The sequence below is a fragment of the Methylotuvimicrobium sp. KM2 genome, assembly GCF_038051925.1.
Taxonomy (GTDB): Bacteria; Pseudomonadota; Gammaproteobacteria; order Methylococcales; family Methylomonadaceae; genus Methylotuvimicrobium.
Genome location: NZ_CP150634.1, coordinates 3,754,584 through 3,775,738 on the forward strand (window position 1 = coordinate 3,754,584; position 21,155 = coordinate 3,775,738).

General features: G+C 49.4%; 16 protein-coding genes. 5 read left to right on the forward strand and 11 right to left on the reverse strand.

From position 1 onward, the window contains the following. Positions 1–35: 35 nt before the first annotated feature. Both WJM45_RS15785 and WJM45_RS15790 read right to left on the reverse strand, forming a co-directional pair. A complete protein-coding gene (locus WJM45_RS15785; RefSeq protein ID WP_341326025.1) occupies positions 36–782 on the reverse strand; it encodes a hypothetical protein in 747 nt (248 codons plus the stop codon). A gap of 154 nt (positions 783–936) precedes the next feature. After that, positions 937–1,545 (reverse strand): hypothetical protein, encoded by a 609-nt coding sequence (locus WJM45_RS15790; protein WP_341326026.1) that lies wholly within the window; start codon positions 1,543–1,545, stop codon positions 937–939. A 106-nt stretch (positions 1,546–1,651) separates the two neighbouring features. On the opposite strand from WJM45_RS15790, the gene WJM45_RS15795 reads away from it, so the two are divergent. Then, positions 1,652–2,788, forward strand: coding sequence for a GNAT family N-acetyltransferase (locus tag WJM45_RS15795; protein ID WP_341326027.1), 1,137 nt, complete (start codon positions 1,652–1,654; stop codon positions 2,786–2,788). Between the two features lie 1,287 nt (positions 2,789–4,075). Here WJM45_RS15795 and WJM45_RS15800 read toward each other — a convergent pair. Genes WJM45_RS15800 through WJM45_RS15815 form a run of 4 tightly spaced genes read right to left on the reverse strand, consistent with a single transcriptional unit; the run spans position 4,076 to position 9,276 of the window. Next, positions 4,076–6,109, reverse strand: coding sequence for a methyl-accepting chemotaxis protein (locus tag WJM45_RS15800; protein ID WP_341326028.1), 2,034 nt, complete (start codon positions 6,107–6,109; stop codon positions 4,076–4,078). Positions 6,110–6,133: 24 nt separating this feature from the next. Continuing rightward, positions 6,134–6,700 (reverse strand): chemotaxis protein CheW, encoded by a 567-nt coding sequence (locus WJM45_RS15805; protein WP_341326029.1) that lies wholly within the window; start codon positions 6,698–6,700, stop codon positions 6,134–6,136. 42 nt (positions 6,701–6,742) lie between these two features. Further along, positions 6,743–8,950 carry a chemotaxis protein CheA gene (locus WJM45_RS15810; RefSeq protein WP_341326030.1) on the reverse strand — a complete coding sequence of 736 codons (2,208 nt, stop codon included), beginning with the start codon at positions 8,948–8,950 and terminating at the stop codon, positions 6,743–6,745. After that, positions 8,947–9,276 carry an STAS domain-containing protein gene (locus tag WJM45_RS15815; RefSeq protein ID WP_341326031.1) on the reverse strand — a complete coding sequence of 110 codons (330 nt, stop codon included), beginning with the start codon at positions 9,274–9,276 and terminating at the stop codon, positions 8,947–8,949. Before WJM45_RS15815 ends, WJM45_RS15810 begins: the two co-directional genes overlap by 4 nt. 407 nt (positions 9,277–9,683) lie before the next feature. Between WJM45_RS15815 and WJM45_RS15820 the strand changes: the two genes are divergently transcribed. After that, on the forward strand, positions 9,684–11,252 hold the full coding sequence (locus WJM45_RS15820; protein ID WP_341326032.1) for an AAA family ATPase: 1,569 nt from the start codon (positions 9,684–9,686) through the stop codon (positions 11,250–11,252). Positions 11,253–11,420: 168 nt separating this feature from the next. On the opposite strand, the gene WJM45_RS15825 is transcribed toward WJM45_RS15820, so the two are convergent. Together WJM45_RS15825 and WJM45_RS15830 are read right to left on the reverse strand one after the other, a co-directional pair. Further along, the gene (locus WJM45_RS15825) at positions 11,421–11,837 is read right to left on the reverse strand and encodes a hypothetical protein (protein ID WP_341326033.1); all 417 of its coding nucleotides are present in this window, start codon (positions 11,835–11,837) and stop codon (positions 11,421–11,423) included. Between the two features lie 94 nt (positions 11,838–11,931). Next, the gene (locus WJM45_RS15830) at positions 11,932–12,813 is read right to left on the reverse strand and encodes an SPFH domain-containing protein (protein WP_341326034.1); all 882 of its coding nucleotides are present in this window, start codon (positions 12,811–12,813) and stop codon (positions 11,932–11,934) included. Positions 12,814–13,936: 1,123 nt separating this feature from the next. Here WJM45_RS15830 and WJM45_RS15835 point away from each other — a divergent pair. From WJM45_RS15835 to WJM45_RS15845, 3 genes are read left to right on the forward strand one after another with little or no spacing between them, the layout of a single operon-like run. Then, complete coding sequence (locus tag WJM45_RS15835) at positions 13,937–15,889, forward strand: TonB-dependent receptor (protein ID WP_341326035.1); 1,953 nt, start codon at positions 13,937–13,939, stop codon at positions 15,887–15,889. Continuing rightward, entirely contained in the window at positions 15,886–16,512 is a 627-nt protein-coding gene (locus WJM45_RS15840; protein WP_341326036.1) for a YfiR family protein, read from the forward strand. The genes WJM45_RS15835 and WJM45_RS15840 overlap by 4 nt, the downstream gene beginning before the upstream one ends. Before the next feature lie 43 nt (positions 16,513–16,555). Beyond that, on the forward strand, positions 16,556–18,574 hold the full coding sequence (locus WJM45_RS15845; RefSeq protein WP_341326037.1) for an EAL domain-containing protein: 2,019 nt from the start codon (positions 16,556–16,558) through the stop codon (positions 18,572–18,574). A gap of 148 nt (positions 18,575–18,722) precedes the next feature. Here WJM45_RS15845 and WJM45_RS15850 read toward each other — a convergent pair whose 3' ends face one another. The 3 genes from WJM45_RS15850 to WJM45_RS15860 all read right to left on the reverse strand — a co-directional run bounded on the left by WJM45_RS15850 (position 18,723) and on the right by WJM45_RS15860 (position 21,150). After that, positions 18,723–19,607 carry a PP2C family serine/threonine-protein phosphatase gene (locus WJM45_RS15850; RefSeq protein WP_341326038.1) on the reverse strand — a complete coding sequence of 295 codons (885 nt, stop codon included), beginning with the start codon at positions 19,605–19,607 and terminating at the stop codon, positions 18,723–18,725. 8 nt (positions 19,608–19,615) lie between these two features. Next, positions 19,616–20,335 (reverse strand): M48 family metallopeptidase, encoded by a 720-nt coding sequence (locus WJM45_RS15855; protein ID WP_341326039.1) that lies wholly within the window; start codon positions 20,333–20,335, stop codon positions 19,616–19,618. Between the two features lie 197 nt (positions 20,336–20,532). Beyond that, complete coding sequence (locus tag WJM45_RS15860; RefSeq protein ID WP_341326040.1) at positions 20,533–21,150, reverse strand: hypothetical protein; 618 nt, start codon at positions 21,148–21,150, stop codon at positions 20,533–20,535. Between the last annotated feature and the right edge of the window lie 5 nt (positions 21,151–21,155).

A 21,155-nucleotide genomic window follows, 5' to 3' on the forward strand; every position in this document is an offset into this window, starting at 1 on the left:
AATACCTTCAAGCTTGGGAAACAGAGCAAGCAAGCTTAGCCCTTCCAATATTGACTTACCCATGGACAAGGCCGTATCCAGCGCTTACTCTTTTTACCGCGAGGCCAAACTCCTTGTAGGGCCTCTAAAGGCTTCGGATGACCGTGAAACACTAAAACCCGGCAAGCAGGCGGTAATTTTGCCGGAATAAAAGGTTGTAATAACCGGTTGGGCAAGGCATGTACTTTAAAACTGCGACACCATTCTTCAGGCCACCATTCGACCTTTTCGGTTTTAGCGACCGAGCGAGTCAAATATACTTGTTCGTTAGAGACGGTTTTGTAAATTTCTTCATAACGCGACTCGAAATCGTCAAAAATATATTGATACCGGTCGATGTCGTATCGATAAACCGATGAGTTACCGATACCCTTACCCAGTTGCGTCCAATTCTCGATAATACAAAAAGCGCCCGGTTTATAGTCAAAAAGCACATCGATCGAATCGGTAATCAATAGATCGATATCCAAAAATAAAATATCGCCAGATAAATGATAAGGTGCTTCTTTTAATTGCGACGACAACGACGATAACTTACGCCAACCGGACCAAATCGCCGCATTGCCCAGTTCAATGTTAGGCAACGGCAATGCTTCTATCCCGTCGTTCATGCCGCTCGGATCGTCGGTCAAACAAACGAATCGGAAATCTCCGGTGATATTGTCATGAACGCCGCGATAAAGCTGGTTGACGAAATCGGCGCCGTATTGCGTGCCCCATTTCATGCAAAGTATTGTTTTCATTTTTCTATCCTAAGCGTGGACCGGTTTGACTAAACGTCTCATGAATTAAACCCGGAAATTATACCTTGTTATCGCCACCGATCCGACCTTTGTGCAACCGTTATGGACTCGCAGTAGGCTGGCCAACGGACCCTGAGAACGGCCCGAGAGGTTTCTATTGCCGGTTCCGACCATTAATAGCGTTATTTCGTGCCGCGTCCCGCTGCCGCATTTCAGTATAGTCGCGTGATATTTGACTTTCTTCCGAGCGCCCATCTCGTCTATTGAAGTCGCTATCGGCTTTTCTGTTTTTGCCTCGCACACCGGAAACTTGTTCTGACCGAAAAGCTTGACGCGAACGCCGGGATTCCGGTCGGTCGTAAGATGCCCGTCTCGTTGATTCGGTTTTTGGTTTATAGTTAACCACTCTTTCCGGCCTTGAGCTATTACCTGCGTTATAAGCCGGGCGGGCAGCGCGAGGCTGTGCGGTGCGCAAACGAGTAGCCTGTCGATGCCTTGTCTGAGGTTTTTGATACGCCTTAGCAACCGGCCTGTGACTTGGCACATATTTTCCCGAATTGTGCGCCGGTCGATAATCGATCGTCTTGACAACCGTCCTTCTTGGTTGTACGTAAACAGGATAAGGACGCTCAACAACATAACTGACAGATCGTCCTGTTTCGACAACCACCGGCCCGTCATACTGTCGATAAAAACCTTGCCGCGCGCAAGCCGAAACACTCAACAAAACCGACAAAATAAACAATCTTTTGATAAAGTTCATATCACACCCTTCCCTATCGTCTAAATGGTGAGTCAATCATGCATCGGAGTGGCTGAATGACAAATGAACTCCACTATTCGACATACTTCATGCTATTTTCTGCCTCATGAAAGCGATTCAGCTCGACAACCTTACTCAAATCAACCGAGACCAATGGAATAGTTTGGCCGGTCCAAACTACCCTTTTTTGCGCCATGAATTTTTATCGGCTTTGGAACGCAGCCGTTCGGCTAGCCCTGAAACCGGCTGGCAGCCCCGGCATTTGCTGATTTACGAACAAAACGAGCCGGTCGCATTAATGCCTTTGTACCTTAAATTGCATTCGCGTGGCGAGTACGTCTTCGACTATCAGTGGGCCGAAGCCTATCATAACCACCACTTGGCTTATTATCCGAAGTGGCTAACCGCTATCCCATTCACACCCTGTCAGGGACCGCGTATCGCGATCAAAACCGGCGCGGACCAACGGCATATCGCCTCATTCATTGCTTCTTACATAAAAGAAACGATCGCCGATACCGGCGCTTCTTCCTGGCATTGTCTGTTTCCCGATTCACTCACCGCCGAAAAACTTGTGTCCGAGGGCTTGAGTCTTAGAACCGGCATTCAATTCCAATGGTTTAATAAAGGCTATAGGGATTTCAACGACTACCTCGATGGCTTTTCGGCAGGCAAGCGAAAACAAGTCAAACGCGAACGCCGGCGCATTGCGGAACAATCCGTTCAATTTCGGCAAATTTCCGGAAAAGATATATCGGAGCAGGAATGGGAGGCTTTTTATCGCTTCTATCAAATGACTTATTTCAAGCGCGGCATGCAGCCTTATCTCAATATCGGCTTCTTTCTGGAAATCGCCGAAACGATGCCGCAAAACTTATTATTGATCGTTGCCGTCAAAGACGGCAACTATATAGGCGCGGCGCTCAGTTTTATCGGAAACGATACGCTTTACGGACGCTATTGGGGATGTAACGAGGAATACCATAGCTTGCATTTCGAGGCTTGCTACTACCAAGGGCTGGACTATTGTCTGGCTAATAATCTAAAACGCTTCGATTCCGGCGCGCAAGGCGAGCATAAAATCGCCCGAGGTTTCGAACCGGTTTACACCTATTCGGCACACTGGATCAAAGACCGGCGCTTTGCCGCTGCCATCGACGATTTTCTTGAATGGGAAACCGCTGAAATCCAAAAATACCGCTTGCTGGCCGAAAAGCATCTACCGTTTAAGCAGCAAACCTAAGCATTAAAACGATATTCACCCAAAAAACATGAGCCTAAATTCGGCAGTTTAACCATAAAGCTCATAAAGTATTTCAAAAGATTACCCAAATTTCCCCGCTAAACTCTCGGGTGAACAAAAGCTATATAAAGGGATGCTGATTCCAAAAAATGTCACTTATTTTTTACCATGAAGAGCATGAAGGACTTGAAGATACAATGTTTTTAATTTAATTGAGTGACCAACCATTAACAGCCTGTGTCATCAATATTACCACTGGGTAACTATTCAGTCCTCCGGCAATTATCGTTCCCACGCTCTGCGTCAATGCCATTAAGTTAAGGTCCTTGGAGTTTTACTCCCCTCTTTGAAAAAGAGTGGCTGGGGGAGATTTTTCCTCGTTCCCATCGCTCCAGCGTGGGAACGCATACCGATCTGGTTTCGACAGCCAAGGTACGGATTCCCACGGAGGACCGTGGGAACCAGAAAAATGCTTAACTTAATGGCAGTGACGCTCTGCGTGGGAACGCCTGAGTAGCGCTCCAGCGGTACGAGACGCTAGAGCGTCTCGGTCTTCATTCCCACGCCGGAGCGCTCATCGTTATACATAAGTCAAAAATTACCCTTTTGCAATCTTAGCCAATGAGACCTCGATACCATTTACTGTCACTTAACACTCGCGGATCACCTAGCGCTGAGCGATCCGCGTAGGGTACGCTGTGCGTACCATGGTAACCCCGCAATGTTCATGTGCCAACCGAGCCGTCAGGGCGCGGCTTTGGTACGCGCAGCGTACCCTACAATTTATACCTATCGCACATCAAATTTCGTCGCATCAATATCTTCTCCCTCCGGGAGAAGGTTAGGATGAGGGTATAAAAAACCGAAATTTGATGTGCGAACACTATATGTATAACGATGAGCGCCGGAGCGTGGGAACGATAGGGGGTGTAAATAATTACACCACTGGAGTGCAGGCGAAGCCTGCACTCCAGTCCCTCCATTGTTTTGATATTTTTTAGTCATTAACTGGTTTTGAAAACGCTGTGTGACTACATTGAATTTATACCTTTCACACTTCAAATTTCGGCAGTGCCGGAGGAGGCCTCGGGGTGCTCGGTAAAGGCTTTGCCAGCATGGAGCTGGCATAGAGCCTACATGGACGTATTTACGGCGTCCTTTGACGGGCACCCCGAGGCCGAATTTTCATCTACGATGAGTATATTTAATAAGTTCATCCGTGATATCTGAACGGTTCATAAAGCGCTCAATACTCTTTCCTTCATGATCTTCATGGTAACAAACAAGCTAAAACTTTTCGAAATCCTTGAAATCGGGATCGGCGCTCGATACTCCTCCCGAAGACCGAGACGAAGTCGCTGTATTGGCTTTTGCGGCAGGCCTCGATGCCGAAGGTTTATTCGGCATCGAGGCTTTTCTGACATGAACGTTATTCGTCGCCACATTATCGACCTTGAAGAACGCCACGGCTTGCTGTAACTGTTCCGCTTGACCGCTCATTTCCTCCGCCGTCGCGGCCAATTCTTCCGAAGACGAAGCGTTTTGTTGCGTGGCTTGATCCAACTGGCTCATCGCATCGTTGATTTGGCTTATGCCTTGGGCTTGCTCTTCCGATGATGCCGTAATTTCCTCGACCAAATCCGCCGTTTTTTGAATATTCGGCACGACGTCTTCAAGCGATTTACCGGCTTCTTCCGCGATACTCACGCTCTTGGTTGCCAGTTCGTTGATTTCGAGTGCGGTCACGCGGCTGTTCTCGGCCAGTTTACGCACCTCGGCCGCAACGACAGTAAAGCCTTTACCGTGCTCTCCGGCGCGTGCGGCTTCGATCGCCGCGTTCAACGACAATAGATTGGTCTTGTAGGCAATGTCTTCGATCAATCCGATTTTACTGGCGATTTCCTTCATCGCGGAAACGGTCCTCTTGACCGCTTCACCGCCGGATGCGGCATCGCGCGCCGAAGAATTGGCCATGTCATTGGTTACCTTGGCGTTTTCGACGTTCTGCTGAACCGATGCATTGAGCTGCTCGACCGATGACGTCGTTTGCTCGACGCTAGAAGCCTGCTCCATCGCCGACTGGCTCAAGGTTTGGGCGGTCGCGCTAATCTCATGAGAGGCGCTAGCCAAACCATCGGCATTCAAACGTACCCCTTGCACGACCTCCTTGAATTGGCGACTCATCGATTTCAAGGCATCCGCCAAGATTCCGATTTCATCTTTTTGGTCGATATCGAGCGTCGTGGTCAAGTCGCCTTCCGCCAACGATTGTGCAAAAGTAACCCCTTTAATGATCGGTTTCGTGATCAGCGACGCAAGGAACAACGCAATCATCACACCTAGAATTACCGCGATGATAATCGTGCCAATGATGATCATATTCGCCTCCTTGACTAAAGTATCGGCTTGACCGCGGGCCACGGCTAGTTGCGCAACACCCGCACTTTCCGCATCCTGGGCTTGTTGTATCACTGTATTCCCCAGTTCTTCCATGCGCTGCAGAATCTGCTTTAATTCATCGTCGTTTTTGATCCAACTTTCGGCAGCTTGCCGGTATTCCGTCGTCGCGCGGCGGGCATCCTCGATCAAGCGTAATTCTGCTTGCGCAGTGGTGATTTGTTGTAAATCGTCATACAGGCGCATCAATTGCGGCAACAACACAGTCATTTGATTCCAGCCTTTTCGATCCTTATAATTCACCTCTTCTTTTTCAAAGCGAATGATTTGGTTGGCCACTATCCGAATATTCGTAGTGAGGATATAGCGCTGCACGTATTGATCCAGGCTTCGAGCATCGGCTCCTTGCCCCATCGCATCGGTATAGGCGTTGCGTTGCATGTCCATGAATTGGGCAGCGGCATTGATGACGATTTCGCCTCGATCAACCATCTGGCGTACAGCGTCTCGATTATTTTTCAGCGCCGCCACCCCTCTTCGATATTCCTCGGCATATCGGCTCGTATCCCGGCGAGCGACTTGGGATTGCTCCAGTAAACGGTTATTGTTGAACTGTTTGGCGACCTCATCCACTTTATCCAGATAGCCGAACAATTGCTTCACATTGTCTTCGGCGCGTTGATGAATCTCGTCCCGCTCGAACAACAAATAATTTTTTTCCTCCATGATCGTCAATAGCGCCATTCGTTCGACACCGGTCGCATATTCAACCGCTTTGGCATCATGGTCTGTTATGCCGAACAATGCCCCGGAAACACGCCCCATATATACCTGGGCCAAAATTCCGAAAACGACCGTTATCGCCACTAACAACATGGCACCGCTTAGGATTTTAGTTTTTACTTTTAGATCATTGATAGCCATGAGATGAATCCCTATTCGTGAAAATTATGCCAATTCCGAGGTATCGGTTTGCGAGGCGCTGTTTTGCGACTTAACGACATGTTGTAATTGCGACAGCTCGTCGATCGAGAGAATTCGGTTAATGGCCAGCAAGATAATAAAATTATCGTCCACCCGACCCATCGCCTGAATAAATTCGGTTCTGATATCGGCGCCGAAATCGGGAGGCGGCTGAATATTGGCTTGCGGAATATCGAGAATTTCATTGACCTGATCGACCAACATGCCGATGACTTGAGCTTCGCCATGCGTTTCGACCTCGACCAAAACGATACAGCTGCGTTTGGTAATTTCACTCGGATGACGATCCAAACGCGCAGATAAATCAATCACCGGTACGACATTACCTCGCAGATTGATCACGCCTCTGATGTAATCAGGCGTCATCGGCACGCGGGTAATATTGCTGATTTCAATAATCTCCTTGACGTCCAGAATGCCGATCGCGAAATTGTCCTTGCCGACCAAAAAAGTCAAATATTGTTGAAATTGATCGACCGATCCCCCCGCTAACTCCTGACCGCTTTTTCCCTTGACGACTAAATTACTCATAAATCAGCTCCTTTACTGACTAATACATTGGCGAGACATCCTTTAACCGGTTAAACCGATTGACGCACGACTCTTGTCTCTTGTCGCGAATTGCACCAAACCTTGCACGTCCAAAATCAATGCCACATCGCCGCTACCCAATACCGTCGCGCCGCTGATGCCTTTTAGTTGCTCGAAGACCTTACCTAGCGGCTTGATGACCGTTTGATGCTCGCCATGCAGCTTATCGACCACGAACCCGACTTTAGTCTGGCCGAAACGTACTACGACCATGCTTTCCCGGTGAATATTGCTATGTTGCTTGCGATTATTGAAATAATCGCCAAGCCTTAAATAAGGCATCACTTCGCCTCGCAAATTGACATAATGCTGAATCTCGTCGACTTCGCACTCTTCGGGACCCATTTCAACGCATTCCTCGACCATGCTAAGCGGTATGATGTAACATTCTTGTTCGGCTTCAACCATGAAGCCGTCGATAATCGCCAAGGTCAACGGCAAATGAATCGTGACCGTAGTACCCTGACCCGCTTCACTATCTAGACTCACCGAGCCTCTTAGCGCTTCGATGTTGCGGCGCACGACATCCATGCCGACGCCGCGTCCCGATAAATTACTCGCCTCATCCTTCGTGCTCAAACCGGCCTCGAAAATCAAGTCAAAAACTTCTTGCTTGGTCAATACTTGATCTGCCGTTATCAAACCGTTGGCAATGGCCTTAGCTCTAATTTTTTCGTCATTCAATCCGGCGCCGTCATCGGCGATTTGGATGACGATATGCCCCGAGTCGTGATAGGCATTGAGATGTACGGTGCCTTGTTCCGGCTTGCCGGCCGCCCTACGCTGTTCCGGCATTTCTATGCCGTGATCTAGTGAATTGCGAATCAAGTGAGTCAACGGGTCGTTGATCTTCTCGACGACGGTTTTATCGAGTTCGGTTTCGCCGCCGGTAATCTTGAGTTCAATCTGCTTATTCAGCTCGTTGCTGACATCGCGTACCACGCGCCGAAATCGTGAGAACGTTTCGCCGATCGCGACCATTCTAAGTTCGAGCGCGGTATCGCGAATTTCGCTAACCAGATCGTTCATACTGACCGCGACTTCTTCGACATCGCTCAAGCCGTGCCGGTCGACCATCATGCGCATCGCCGCGCCGGAAATCACCAATTCGCCAACCAAGTTGATCAACTTACCGAGCTTTTCCGAGTCGACTCGAATATAGTTGGCTTCGGCTGCTATTTTTTGTTTGACATTTTGCTGCTTTTTGAGCGCTTGTTCGACAACCGGCTGTTCAGCCAGTTGCTGCTCAACCAGAATCTCGCCAATCGGTTTCGCTTGTTCCGGCGATTCGGCTTTATCTTCGCTTTGCCGCTGTAAAGCCTTGACGACTTCCTTCGGTGTCAATGCGCCGATATTTATCAGCATTTCTCCCAAGCGTTCGACCTGGGCGCCGTCTTCGTCGGACGGTTCTGCCAACAGACTCAGGTAATGCTCGATTTGCGAATGAGGCGGGATGATTCTAATCTCGCAGTCATCCTCAGCAAACTCGAAAACGCTTTCGATGCCTTGTTTATCGGTGTTACCTCGAAATACGATTTTAAAATGCAGATAACAGCTCTCCGGATCCATAGCGTCGCCGGTCGGTAAATCCGGTGTCGAAGTCAAGATATCGACGATGTCTCCTAGCGTTTTCAAGTACCGGATAAAGGATAACGGATCCATGCCATTACGCAAAGCATCGGGTCCGAACTCCAGAAGAATCACCCAATCGTTTCCGTTCGTATCGTCCTCGGTTTCTGACGTTTCGGAAGTGCCGTGCTTCGAGCCTGCTTCAACCGGCAAGCTTTCTTGCTTTGTCGTCGCCCCGCCTAATTGCTTGATTAAAGACTCGCCCGTCAACTTCAATTCTTGCGGCAACTCTTGTTCCGCCTCCGTTAAACAATGCTCGATCAGTTTGGATGTATGATCCTTACAATTCAGTAATGTCGAGATCAATGCGCCATCAATCTCCCGTTGACCTCGCCTGACTTGGTCCAGGACCGTTTCAGCTTCGTGAGCGAATGCGACGATAGAATCGAACCCGAACAAGCCCGAACTGCCTTTGATCGTGTGCATTGCCCTGAATACGCTATTGATGCTTTCGCTATCATCCGGGTTATCTTCCAGGCCAAGCAATGCCAATTCCATTTCAGCCAACAGTTCGTCGGCCTCTTGTACGAAAGTCTGTATTGCCGCGTCTAATTCGCTCATGATGCGTTCCAATTCGCCGAAATAATTACCGGATCGCCGAAGTGCCCCGTCAAATTCAACAACTCCAACACTTCGACAACTGCCTGACTATGCTTAACCAGACCCAAGTTAATCGAATTCCGGCCCGCTTCCTGCTTGAGCCATAACAAAAGCTGCAAGCCTGCGCTGTCCATTTCGGAAACGCCGGCCAAGTTAATCTGCAGCTCGCTGCCCGAATGTAAATATTTCGAGAGCTGGGCTTTTTGTTCGCTCGCGGTATAGATAGTCATATCGTCTTGTATCGCGATAATCGTTATACCGTTTTTTTCGCTGACTTGTATGGCCAAAGGCTTGCTCCCGGTAACTGACGGTGAAAATCGAACATTTGTACCCGCAATAAATATACCCATCGTAAATCAAAATTCGGCGCCGAGGTGTTCGGTCGTAAGTATCCAGTCCCCCTCTTTGAAAAAGAGGGGGACCAACAATTACGACTGAATTGCGGTAATTTACCAACCGGTAAATGCCAGCTCCATGCTGGCAAAGCCTTTACCGAGCACCCCGAGACCTCCTCTGGCACTGCCGAAATTTGAAGTGCGAAAGGTATAATAAAGTTAGCAGACATTCAGCGACTTAACAAACCCATTATACCTTTATCAAACGCCCCGTTGCTGACCATCGTAGACCAAAGACAAAAGGTTGTTTCATATGCTAGAAGCGATATCATACAGAAAAACTGCTTCGGTCTTAACACATGAATTCACCTCACCTCGAAACTCGACTAATCCGCTCACTCCTCAACAGTCGAGCATACCCTCATGCAACCGGTAATATTGAATTATTGGAAACGCATATTTCCTGGATTCTGCTGACCGGCGAATTTGCTTATAAAATTAAAAAGCCGGTCGATTTTGGATTTCTGGATTTTTCGACCCTCGAAAAACGCCGATTTTGTTGTCTTGAAGAATTACGACTTAACCGCCGTTTTTCGTCATCGCTTTATCTGGACGTCGTTCCGATAACGGGAAGTCCCGAAAAACCCGAGATCGGCGGGACAGGAATGGCAATCGAATATGCTGTAAAAATGCGGCAATTCGATCAGCTAGGTCTCATGAGTATGCGCGCCGAAAACGGCCTGCTTTCAAGCGAAGATATCGACGGCATCGCCCGAATCGTCAGCCGATTTCATAACAACACCGAGACGGCAAACCCGGAATCGTCTTATGGCGAGCCGGACGATATCAAACATTGGAGTGAAGAGAACTTTCAGCACATCGAACCGTTGCTAAACGACGCATCGGAAATTCGCCGATTGAAAAGCTTGCATGCCTGGAACCGGAACGAATGGCAACAGAAGGCCGAACTCATGCGGCAACGTAAACGCCAAGGCTTTATCCGGGAATGTCACGGCGATTTACACTTAGGCAATATCGCGCTGATCGACGGCCAGGTGACACCCTTCGACTGTATTGAATTCAACCCGATGCTGCGCTGGATCGATGTCGCCAGCGAAATAGCCTTCATCTTCATGGATCTACTACATCGCCGATTCGAACCCTTGGCATGGCGACTGCTGAACCGTTATCTGCAGCAAACCGGCGATTATCAGGGCTTAGCCTTACTACGTTATTATTTGGTTTACCGAGCCTTGGTGCGGGCCAAGGTGGCACTGTTGAGAATGCAACAAGACTCCGACCCAAGTAACCGCAATAGCATACACGCCGAATACCAAGCCTATGCAGGCTTAGCCGAACACCCTATTCAGACGCCACGACCAATGTTATTGATCACGCATGGTTTTTCGGGATCCGGCAAATCCTTTTTTGCCGAAAAATTGGCCGAACGACTCGGAGCAATCCATCTCCGCTCGGATATCGAACGAAAACGCCTCTATGGTTTCGCTCCTCAAGAATCAACGAATTCCGAGGCGGGAGGCGGCATTTATAACACGGAAGCAGGCGAGATTACCTACCGGCATTTGGCTGATACGGCTCACGCCATACTGAATGAAGGATTCAGCGTGATCGTCGACGCCACCTTTCTTAAACAAACCCAACGCGCGGAATTTATTGCATTGACCGAAAAAACCGACGCATCGCTACTCATCTTGGATTTTAAAGCAAGCCAAAAAACATTGATTGATCGTATCGACTCTAGGCAAAAACAAGGCACCGATCCCTCCGAGGCCACACCCGACATCTTACAACGACAGATAGACTCGGACGAACCTTTAACGGAACCGGAACAAAACATGACCATAACGGTCGACACCGAAAGCGAATCGGCTTTTGAAGAATTATTCTCGGCGGTACAGACTTTTTGATTTGTTTAAAAATAACTTTTCAATTTTTACCGTTACTGTGAAAGTTCATAGATTTAGACTCATTATCTAATTTTTCGATATACGGCGCTCGACAGAGCAAATACCGGTTCCGGAGAGGGTGCGGTTGCTCGATTGACAGGTATCGGCGGCTGGGAAGGATATCATCCATCATTCCGTATATTGCCGAGTCCTTGATTTATAATCGGTCAACGATTTGAAATGCGCGTCGCGATCTTCCCGGGTCTTGGGCTTTAAAGTATTGTCTCTGACAGGCTGTTTCGGCGGTTCACGGCTCTCTTCAGCTTTGTCGACAATCGCTCGATGGCTTGCCGCTTTGTCGAAGACTTCCGTTTTCGGGATATTGGAAGGCGAGCTCAACGCTAAAAACAGCCCGAAAGCCCATATGGTCAATGCCGCACAAAGCAAAAAAAGCCTAGTTTTTTTCAGCGTAGCCTTGGTCAACTTTTTGACGATCAGTCCGCCTCGCGCCAGCGGCTCGATCATCAATGCGGCGCAGAGCATGAAAAAGCCAATGATCAGATAAGGAAAAAACGATAGTAAAACATTGAACAGATAAGTATTCATGCTGTATCGACGGAAATCCGAACCTGTCCGAATCCGGCTGGTTTTCCGCTCCTCCCTAGAAGCCTTTGATGAAAGTAGCCGAACATAACCGCAATCAATGCTTGCCCAGCATGACACCGCCGGCGATTGTGCCGAGCATTTCCATCGGAATAAAGACCTTGTTATTCGATTCGCTCATTTTGTCGAGCACATTCAGAGAGCGGTAGCGGATGTATTCGTTCGTGACCGACTGAGCTAGGATCTTGTTTACTTCGGCCTCGGCCTCGGCTTTTTCGACGTCGATAGCGCGTTGCATGCGTTGCTCTTGAAGCTTGCGCTCTAATTGCACTTTGCTGATTTCCAATTGCGCTTCTTCCTGCTGAATCATTTCGCGCCGTTCTGCTGCATTTTCCTGTGCCTTAACAATGATTTCCGGATACCTTATGTCCGCCAACCCGACATAGCGCACTAAAAACGGCGTTCTTTCGCCTATGCTCTTCGATAACTTAGCGCTCAATTCGGAATTGATCGCTTCCCGAGAGGAACTGATTTCGGCAATCGTATAATTCGACAAAAACTCCCTGGCTTCCGATCGGATAATCTGCTGTGCATAGGTCTGGTAAACCTTATCGAGAGGAATGCTTTCAACATCCCCAACTTGCTCCGGCGCTATTTTGGAAAACAATTCATCATACTGTTCCGGTTTAACAGCCAACGTCATCCGCAAATCAAACGCCATATTCAACTTGTCTTTCGGCATGAACAACTGCATTTGCTCGGCTTTAGCAATGTCCGAAACATTCATGACGACCAACTTGTCGCAATAGGCCCAACAAGGCTCGAGCCTAAACTTCGAGGTATTGACGATGCCTTCCTTGAAGCCGTATTGCGTCATGATCTTCCCAACATGCGCAGACGGCACCTCAACCTTACTACCGCAACCCGCTAGGGCCGAAGAAGTTAGAATACAAACAGCCAGAAGTTTTTGCTGAATCATAATTTTCTCGCACTAAATACAAATGGACTCGGAAATCTTATAACCTCGAATATAGACGACCGGGAAAAATTTGCTTCATTTACTCCCTTTATATTCAAAAAATGGTTAACTTTAGACGCTTTTTCGATCAAAGCGGAGAAAGGGCTAAACTCCTCGACAAACACACATCTCACGCCTTCAATCAATTCCTAAGATTTTTCACCATAACGTTCATGAAAGCCTGGCCATCGCCCCGGCAAATGAAAGTTCTCTGGTGAGGAGGGTGCAGTCACTCGCCCGACAGGCCCAGCACCTAAATTACGCAAGATATACCTTTCGCACTTCAAATTTCGGCAGTGGCTGAGGAGGCGACGGGGTGTACGGCAAAGGCTTTGCCAGCATGGAGCTGGCATAGAGACTGTCGATCGAGCAACCGCACCCTCTCTGGAACCGGTATTTTCTCCGCCAAGCCTTTTATATCGAAAAATTAGATAATGAGTCCAAATCTACGAACATTCACAGTAATGATGCAAAATAACCATATATATTATTAGGTTGCATTTTCTATTTTAAATTCCGCTGTCAATACTATACTTAGCGCCTTAAAATCATTGACGCTTGGAACCGATCGACCATAATGTTAATCTTCAGAAAATAATAATAAACATGACACAATCTTTCTGCTTTCAATGCAAACGATGATTCGGCTAAACACATACCGCATTTACAATCGGATAATGGAGCGCTCGGCGCCTCTCAATCGCAGGTTCGAAGAACAGTCCGCATCATGATATTCAACCGGAACGCAAAACACTGCAACCCAAATAAAACAACCTCCGAAATACTCCTTATACCTTTCGCACTTCAAATTTCGGCAGTGCCGGAAAAGGCCTCGGGGTGCTCGGTCGATTTTTGCTCCTGCAAAATCTGCCCTGCCGCCGATACCTGTCAATCGAGCCGCCGCCCCCCCCCCTTCCAACAGTTGTCTAGGTTATTTCATGCTCGTTCCTAAAGCATTAAAAGACCGTTAAGAATAAAGATGAATTTCCGCTTGTCCCCACAACTTTCTGAGAACCGGAAATATTCGCCTTTCGCTTTCCGCTTTGGGAGTTTTTTCAACGCTCCTGCGAGGTTATTGACGCTAATGCTGCTCGCGAGCGCCGCCTCCTTCGCCGATTCGGACAATGACATCGACGACGCCGACTTGACCGGCATGTCGCTGAAGGAGCTCATGGATATCGAGGTTTTCAATGCCGCGTCGCTGTTACCGACCGAATACTCAAAGGCGCCCGGTACCGTTTACAGTTTTAATCGCGACTCCTTCGTTCGACTCGGCATCCGACGACTCGACGACATCCTTGCCTTCGTGCCGGGAATGCAACTTAATCAGCATCGCAAACGTCACCGAGTGATCTGGGCGCGGGGCCTGCTGGACCGCTTTAACGATAAACTGGTACTAATGGTCGACGGCATCCGCAGGCAGCATGTCTATTACGGCAATTTCTCGCTCGGCGACAACTTTCCATTGGAAAAAATCGAAAAAGTCGAAATCATTCTAGGACCCGCGTCGACGCTCTATGGAGCCAATGCTTACGGCGGCATCATTTCGGTCACGACACGCAAATTCGCCGAGAGTTCACGCATCGAAGCGACCGCCGAAGGCGGCAGTAATGCGCGCGGCAAAGGCACGCTGTTTTACAACAGCGAACAGCTACAGGTCTTCGGCAGCTATTTGGAGCAAGATGCTCCGTTCAAAAGCGACCGCAATAGCTTCATAGGCGGCGAAACATTACAACCCCTCGACGAGGATTATGCGAACCTGTTTTTCAAGGCGACTCCATTCGAAGGCTTGACGCTGACCGCCGATTATTATCGTAATAACACGCCGTTCCTGTTCATTCCCGATACTCAGAACGCCTTTATCGAAGAAGACTCTCTGACACTGGCCGCTGTATATGAAGTCGGCGATCTCGATGGCGGCAAGCTACAGGCGAATTTTTTCTACAACTGGGACAAGGCCCGAGAATTCGAAAAAGAACAAAAAACACAACAACTCGGCTACGAAGAACGCCAAAATGCGGCGATGGCCGGCGCTACCGTGACAGGCTTCAAGCGCCTGTTCGACGATCATGTATTCGCACTCGGATTCAATTGGCTACGAACCGAGGCGACCAACATGGACTTCGAGCGTCGTTTCCGTTTCGATCGCGGATTTTTCGATACACCGGAAACCGGAAGCTTATTGACTAATCCGAATGTCACTAATGACGACTTTGCGGTGTACGCACAGGATGTATGGAGCATCGCACCGCAACTCGATTTGACGCTCGGCGGACGCTACGACCGCTTCGACGAATTCGGCGATTTCTTTAATTACCGCGCGGCTCTCGTGTATACGCCGACCGACCGACAAACCATAAAGCTGCTCTATGGTACGGCGATCCGCACACCGACCTTTCGCGAATATCTGAAGGTGTTGGAAGGCACCGATTTCGTTGCGCCGATACCCGATCCTGAACGCATACGATCGCTGGAACTCGGTTATCTCTATCAATGGGAGCAGGCCAATATTAACGTCACGCTGTTCTATAACGAGGTTGATGATTACATCCATGAAACACCGACTCCGAACGGTGCGGACGAATATTTTCGCAACAGCTCCGACACATGGCAGCAACGCGGAGCCGAAGCGGTTTTCCACATGCAACCGATCGATGCTATGAATCTGCGTTTGAGCGGCTCTTATTTGCATGCCGAAGAACGTGGTTCGGGCAACGTACCTTACCTAGCTTCATGGAACGGCAGTTTCAATCTAAATTACAATTACTATGAGCGGCAAAATCTTGGATTTTCGCTGTTCTATACTAGCAACCGTCCGGACACCAACGCCTTCAGAAGAGACGACTCGAGAGAATTCTTGATCGCAAATGTTTTCGGCTCCGGCCGTATTACGCAAAACCTTTCGTATGCCTTCGGAATCGACAATGTGTTCGACACCCGGGTCTTCGATCCGGCAGCCGATTTCGGCAGACAGCACAACACCGAACGAAGCGAGCGCGAATTCTGGGGACAGCTTAAATGGAGTTTCGATCCTTGACTGAACGATCGATCAGAAAGGACACCAAGACCCGAGGCGGCGGTTTTAAAACAAACCTACGCCTTTGTCGGCCTCGTATCGAGCTGATTGTCGCGCTCGCGTGGTTCTTGTTCACTGTCAATGCCGCCGCGGACAACCAATCCGATCGGGTCGACCGCATAAAGGCCGCATTCGTTTTGAACATTGCTCGTTTCGTCTCATGGCCGCCCGAAGCATTCGAAAGCAAGGACGAGCATCTATTGCTTTGTCTCTATCGCAGCAATCCGATCCATCAAGCAGTCGATTTGATTCAAGGAGAAATGGTCAGCGGACGCCATGTTTCGATAGCCCGAGTCGACAGCCTAACCGAGAACGACTCTTGCCACATTCTGCTGATCGCTCATAATGAACTCCAAAGCTACCTCAAAGAAGCCCGTTTCGGCCCTGCCATTCCTCTCTTGACGATCGCCGACTTGACCGAATCCGACACATTATTGCACGCGGGAAGCGACATCATGATCGGCCTGGTGCGAAACGACACGCGCATCGGATTTGCAATCAATCTCACCCGATCGCGCCAAGCCGGCCTGAAAATGAGTTCGCAATTATTGAAATTGGCGACAATCGTCGACGACGCCCCCTGAAGCCATGAAGCTCTTCGGTAAAAACTCAATCAGAAAAAAACTAATGCTGATGCTGCTACTGACCAGCAGCTGCGCATTGCTGTTGTCGGCCGTCGGTTTCGCTATAAACGACTGGCTATCGATGCGCAGCGCGATATTCGAGCGCTTACACGCTCAAGCTGGTGTAATTGGCCATAACTCGATTGCGGCATTGACATTCGGCGACCCGGAATCGGCCGACAAGACGCTCGCGAGTCTCAAGAATGAAGCGGATATCGTCTCTGCTGTTTTATTCTCGAACGATGGCAACTTGTTCGCTCACTTCGAGCGAGACGAGCACAGCATTCCTCCCGCCTTTCCCGCCGAAGAAACCGGCAGCATCGACGGGAATTTTTTCATAGTTTCGCCGATAATGCTCGACGAGCATCTGGTCGGCAACATTCTGCTGATTTCGGATCTGAGTCATTGGGAACAGCGACAGACATTCCATCTGATCATCGCCTTAGGCGTCTTATTACTGTCGCTGTCGACAGCCCTCCTGCTATCGAGCCGCCTACAGCGTCTGGTTTCGGAGCCGATATTAAAACTCGCCGAGACCGCCCGCCGCGTCTCGGAGGGCCAGGATTACGGATTGCGTGCGGAAAAAATATCATCGGACGAAATCGGCACGCTAGTCGACGACTTTAACGATATGCTGAGGCAAATCCAGTTGCGTGACCGCGAACTGCAGAAGGCGCGCGATGAATTGGAGGAAAGAATCGAAGCACGCACGCTCGAACTAACCGAATTGACTCGTCAATTGGAGCACCAAGCTTATCACGACATGCTGACCGGTTTGGCTAACCGCATCACTTTCGACGACCATTTGAAGCTCGCTATCGACCAAGCCAGACGCCACGGACAGAGGCTCGCCGTGATGTTTCTCGATCTCGACCGGTTCAAAACGATCAACGACACGCTGGGACATGCGGTCGGCGATAAGTTACTCATGCAAGTTTCGCAACGCCTTCTGGCCTGCATTCGAGACTGCGATACACTGGCCCGTCTCGGCGGCGACGAGTTCGCGGTTTTACTCACGCAAATTCGCCAAGGCACCGATGCCGCCGAAGTGGCGGGCAAACTGATCGCTGCGATCGCCGAACCGATACCGATCGAGGGATACAGTTTGCACATCACGACCAGCATCGGCATCAGCCTGTTTCCGGAAGACGGCAACCATGCCGAAACTATCGTCAAAAATGCCGACACCGCGATGTATCGTTCGAAAGACCGGGGCCGCAATCAATTTACGTTCTTCTCGTCCGACATGAATGATCGCGCGGCGCGCCGTCTGGCTCTCGAAAACAAGTTGCGTAAAGCGATTGCAGAGGGCGCATTCAACATCCATTATCAACCCAGAAGAGACGCGCTCACTCTTGCGATCGTCAGCGTCGAGGCGCTCGCGCGCTGGAACGATCCCGAAGAAGGCCCGATCGCTCCTTCGGAATTCATTCCGCTGGCCGAAGAATGCGGCCTGATCGCTGCGATCGACGAATGGATGCTCGAAAACGCCTGCCGCGAATTGCTCGCATGCTGCACCGGCGGCGAAGCCGATTTAAGGCTCGCGGTCAACCTGTCTCCGGCTCAGTTCATTCGCGAAGACCTTGTCGAAGTGATCTCCGGTATATTGCAACGAACAGGCTTTCCCGGCGACAAATTGGAGCTGGAAATCACCGAAAGCCTATTTGGCCCCGGCAGCATAGACGCCTGTGCAATTTTGGAGCAGCTTTGCACACTGGGCATCGAGCTAAGCATCGACGATTTCGGCACCGCTTATTCATCACTGAGCCGTTTGAAACAACTTCCGCTACATACGCTGAAAATCGACCGTTCATTCGTGCATGATCTGGGACATGACGCCGATGACGAAACGCTCGTGCGAACCATTATCTCAATGGCGCACAATCTGAATTTGAAGGTCGTAGCCGAAGGCGTCGAAACAGAAACTCAATACGACTATGTTAGACAATACGGCTGCGACACCGTGCAAGGCTATTTATTCGGCAAGCCGGTTCCTTTCTATCAGCTGAAGGAATTATTGTAAATTTAACGCGACGACGACAGACTTTAGTATTTTACGGACAGTTATACCTTTCGCACTTCAAATTTCGGCAGTGCCGGAGGAGGCCTCGGGGTGCTCGATAAAGGCTTTGCCAGCATGGAGCTGGCATAGAGTATCTACATGGACGTATTTACCCAGCACCTAAATTCCATAGCCCTTTAGCTATGTTTAATATTATAGCTAATTTAGGTGCTGGGTTTACGGCGTCCTTTAACGGGCACCCCGAGGCCGAATTTTCATCTACGTTGAGTATAGTTTGGGATTCCGCCAACAAAATCAATGTAATATTATCGTCGGCCGCAGTCGCCAACGCTTCTGTCAAAAGCTGCTCGGCCTTATTATCCAGACTCCCTTCCCCGGCAAGTATGGCCGCGATTGTTGAATCGGGAACTTGATTGGTCAAACCGTCGCTGCAAAGTAATACAATATCCTTCTTCTCGCGTTTTTCCTCGACCACATCCACTTGCACGGCTTCTTTGTCGGAACTGCCGATTGCTTGTGTAATAACGTTTTTATAGGGATGGGTCTTAGCGCTTTGTTCATCGATTAAGCCTTGATCCATCAGCATTTGTACATAACTATGATCCTTGGTCAATTGCCTTAATCCATTCCGCCAAAGATAGGCGCGGCTATCACCGACCCAAGCGATTCGATAACGCCCCTCTTCTATTTGTACCGCGACCAAGGTCATTCCCATCCCTTGGGCTTCGGTATTTTTGAAAGCTTGCTCCTTGATTTCGAGATGCGCGCGTTGAATAGCTTCGATCAATTTTGCTCCGGAAGCCAGCTCGCGATGCAAGGTCATTAAACCGACCGCGCTGGCGACTTCTCCGCAATTATGTCCGCCCATACCGTCTGCAACGGCCCAAACACCCATTTCAGGCAGCATTAAAAAGCTATCTTCGTTATTGCTTCTAACTTTACCCGGATGAGTAAAACAACTGAATTGAATACTCGGCCTATCGGGCTTTTCGGCTTGTTTATGAATAAATCGTTTAAATAGATCGAATTTCATGCCCGTTCCTATTCGGATAATAATCGCTTTATCCGAAAAAACTCTGCGGAACTTGAGAAACTTTCATTGGTTCCCGGATCCAATCGCTTAGATAGCTTATTTAGACGAGCTTGATGTTGCTGTTCGTCGCCTTTTACCGGCAAGCGATCAATGACATTCAGCAAAACGTCAGGCGGAAAACCGGCGGCCTGCAAAATATCCAATGCGATCGCATCCGCTTCGATTTCCCTATCGATATCGATAACCTGCACCAGCGTGCCTATTTGCCTATGCTTTTTGCTAGATACGCCTGAACGGAGACAAAAATGACCGGCTAATTGATGCCCCATTTCATGAGCCAATATCGCCGCGAGTTCGGCTTCGTTATTGACGAAATGAAAACTGCCTTCGGTGATATAAGTGCGTCCGTCGCCAATCGAAAACGCGTTGATCGAGCTATCCCTGACTGTGAAAAAACGCCATCCCGAAGCCGGCCAATCGATTGGCGTGAACCACTTTAACCAAGGCCCGTTTCGGGGAACAAGACGCTCCCCGAGAGTTTGCAGATATCGGTTGACGATGTCCTGGCTCGGTCGTAACGGCCATTCCTGTTCTATACGATAGGCGGCATTCGCGGAATGCTGCTGTTCGCCGGAGCAATTTGCCCAAGCCGACCTTAAAATAAAACAGCCGCCGATCAGCAAATAAAAAAATACCCCTGCTATAGTCCTTGGCGCACTGCTTTTCATTATCCGCAAGCGGAGCATTACTCCCTTTATATTCAAAAAATGGCTAACTTTATGAAGGTATGGGGTGTGGCTAGCGAGGATGTCGGCAGCAGGGATTGCTGCCGTCAAGCCCCCATGGATGGGTTTACGGCGGTCCTCGATAGACATATCCCATACCTTTTTTCTTATACGGTTTTTCGATCAAAAGGGAGTAGCGCTTATTGAACGATAAATACGGCCTGATTGATATCGCTGCTGGTGCCGGCTTGCACTTTGGTTTCGACGACATAAGTACCGGCCGATGCATTCTTAGGTATCGGAATCGTCGCATTGACTGCATAACCGCCGGCGGAACGCTGCACATTTTGAGGCGGGGCCTCGAAAATCACCTTCCCGTCCTTTTTTAAGGTCCAGGTTTCCTCGACCGAGGCTATGCTTTGATTTTGCGGTACCGATAATGAATAATCGCTGGCAACCATGACTTGTTGCCCTGGCGTCACAGTATCCGGCGAAGCCGTGCCTTTATTCAAACGGACCAGAACGGTATTGGCGGCAGGCGTAAACCCGTATAGAGATTGGTCCTCGGCAGGACTGCGCACCTGCTCAGAACTGTATTGCGCTAATTTGACGGCGCCCCAACCGAGTGCGGCACCGCCGGCCGCCGCCGCTAAACCGTAGCCGACATTACCGGTCAACAGACCGGTCGTCAAACCGGCTGCCACCGCGCCCAATCCCGCACCAATGGCTTGTTGATTTTCCGGAGTAGTCGCACATCCAGTGATCAGGCTGGCGCATACAACCGCACTTAGGGCTGTTTTTGGAAATGCATGATTCATGATGA

What these genes read in the sequence shown, in the direction of transcription:
- WJM45_RS15860 (WP_341326040.1), bottom strand. Translation starts at nt 21,150, where the DNA reads ATGAATCATGCATTTCCAAAAACAGCCCTAAGTGCGGTTGTATGCGCC.
- WJM45_RS15790 (WP_341326026.1), bottom strand. Translation starts at nt 1,545, where the DNA reads ATGAACTTTATCAAAAGATTGTTTATTTTGTCGGTTTTGTTGAGTGTT.
- WJM45_RS15785 (WP_341326025.1), bottom strand. Translation starts at nt 782, where the DNA reads ATGAAAACAATACTTTGCATGAAATGGGGCACGCAATACGGCGCCGAT.
- WJM45_RS15855 (WP_341326039.1), bottom strand. Translation starts at nt 20,335, where the DNA reads ATGAAAAGCAGTGCGCCAAGGACTATAGCAGGGGTATTTTTTTATTTG.
- WJM45_RS15795 (WP_341326027.1), top strand. Translation starts at nt 1,652, where the DNA reads ATGAAAGCGATTCAGCTCGACAACCTTACTCAAATCAACCGAGACCAA.
- WJM45_RS15800 (WP_341326028.1), bottom strand. Translation starts at nt 6,109, where the DNA reads ATGGCTATCAATGATCTAAAAGTAAAAACTAAAATCCTAAGCGGTGCC.
- WJM45_RS15850 (WP_341326038.1), bottom strand. Translation starts at nt 19,607, where the DNA reads ATGAAATTCGATCTATTTAAACGATTTATTCATAAACAAGCCGAAAAG.
- WJM45_RS15820 (WP_341326032.1), top strand. Translation starts at nt 9,684, where the DNA reads ATGAATTCACCTCACCTCGAAACTCGACTAATCCGCTCACTCCTCAAC.
- WJM45_RS15810 (WP_341326030.1), bottom strand. Translation starts at nt 8,950, where the DNA reads ATGAGCGAATTAGACGCGGCAATACAGACTTTCGTACAAGAGGCCGAC.
- WJM45_RS15825 (WP_341326033.1), bottom strand. Translation starts at nt 11,837, where the DNA reads ATGAATACTTATCTGTTCAATGTTTTACTATCGTTTTTTCCTTATCTG.
- WJM45_RS15845 (WP_341326037.1), top strand. Translation starts at nt 16,556, where the DNA reads ATGCTGATGCTGCTACTGACCAGCAGCTGCGCATTGCTGTTGTCGGCC.
- WJM45_RS15830 (WP_341326034.1), bottom strand. Translation starts at nt 12,813, where the DNA reads ATGATTCAGCAAAAACTTCTGGCTGTTTGTATTCTAACTTCTTCGGCC.
- WJM45_RS15805 (WP_341326029.1), bottom strand. Translation starts at nt 6,700, where the DNA reads ATGAGTAATTTAGTCGTCAAGGGAAAAAGCGGTCAGGAGTTAGCGGGG.
- WJM45_RS15835 (WP_341326035.1), top strand. Translation starts at nt 13,937, where the DNA reads ATGCTGCTCGCGAGCGCCGCCTCCTTCGCCGATTCGGACAATGACATC.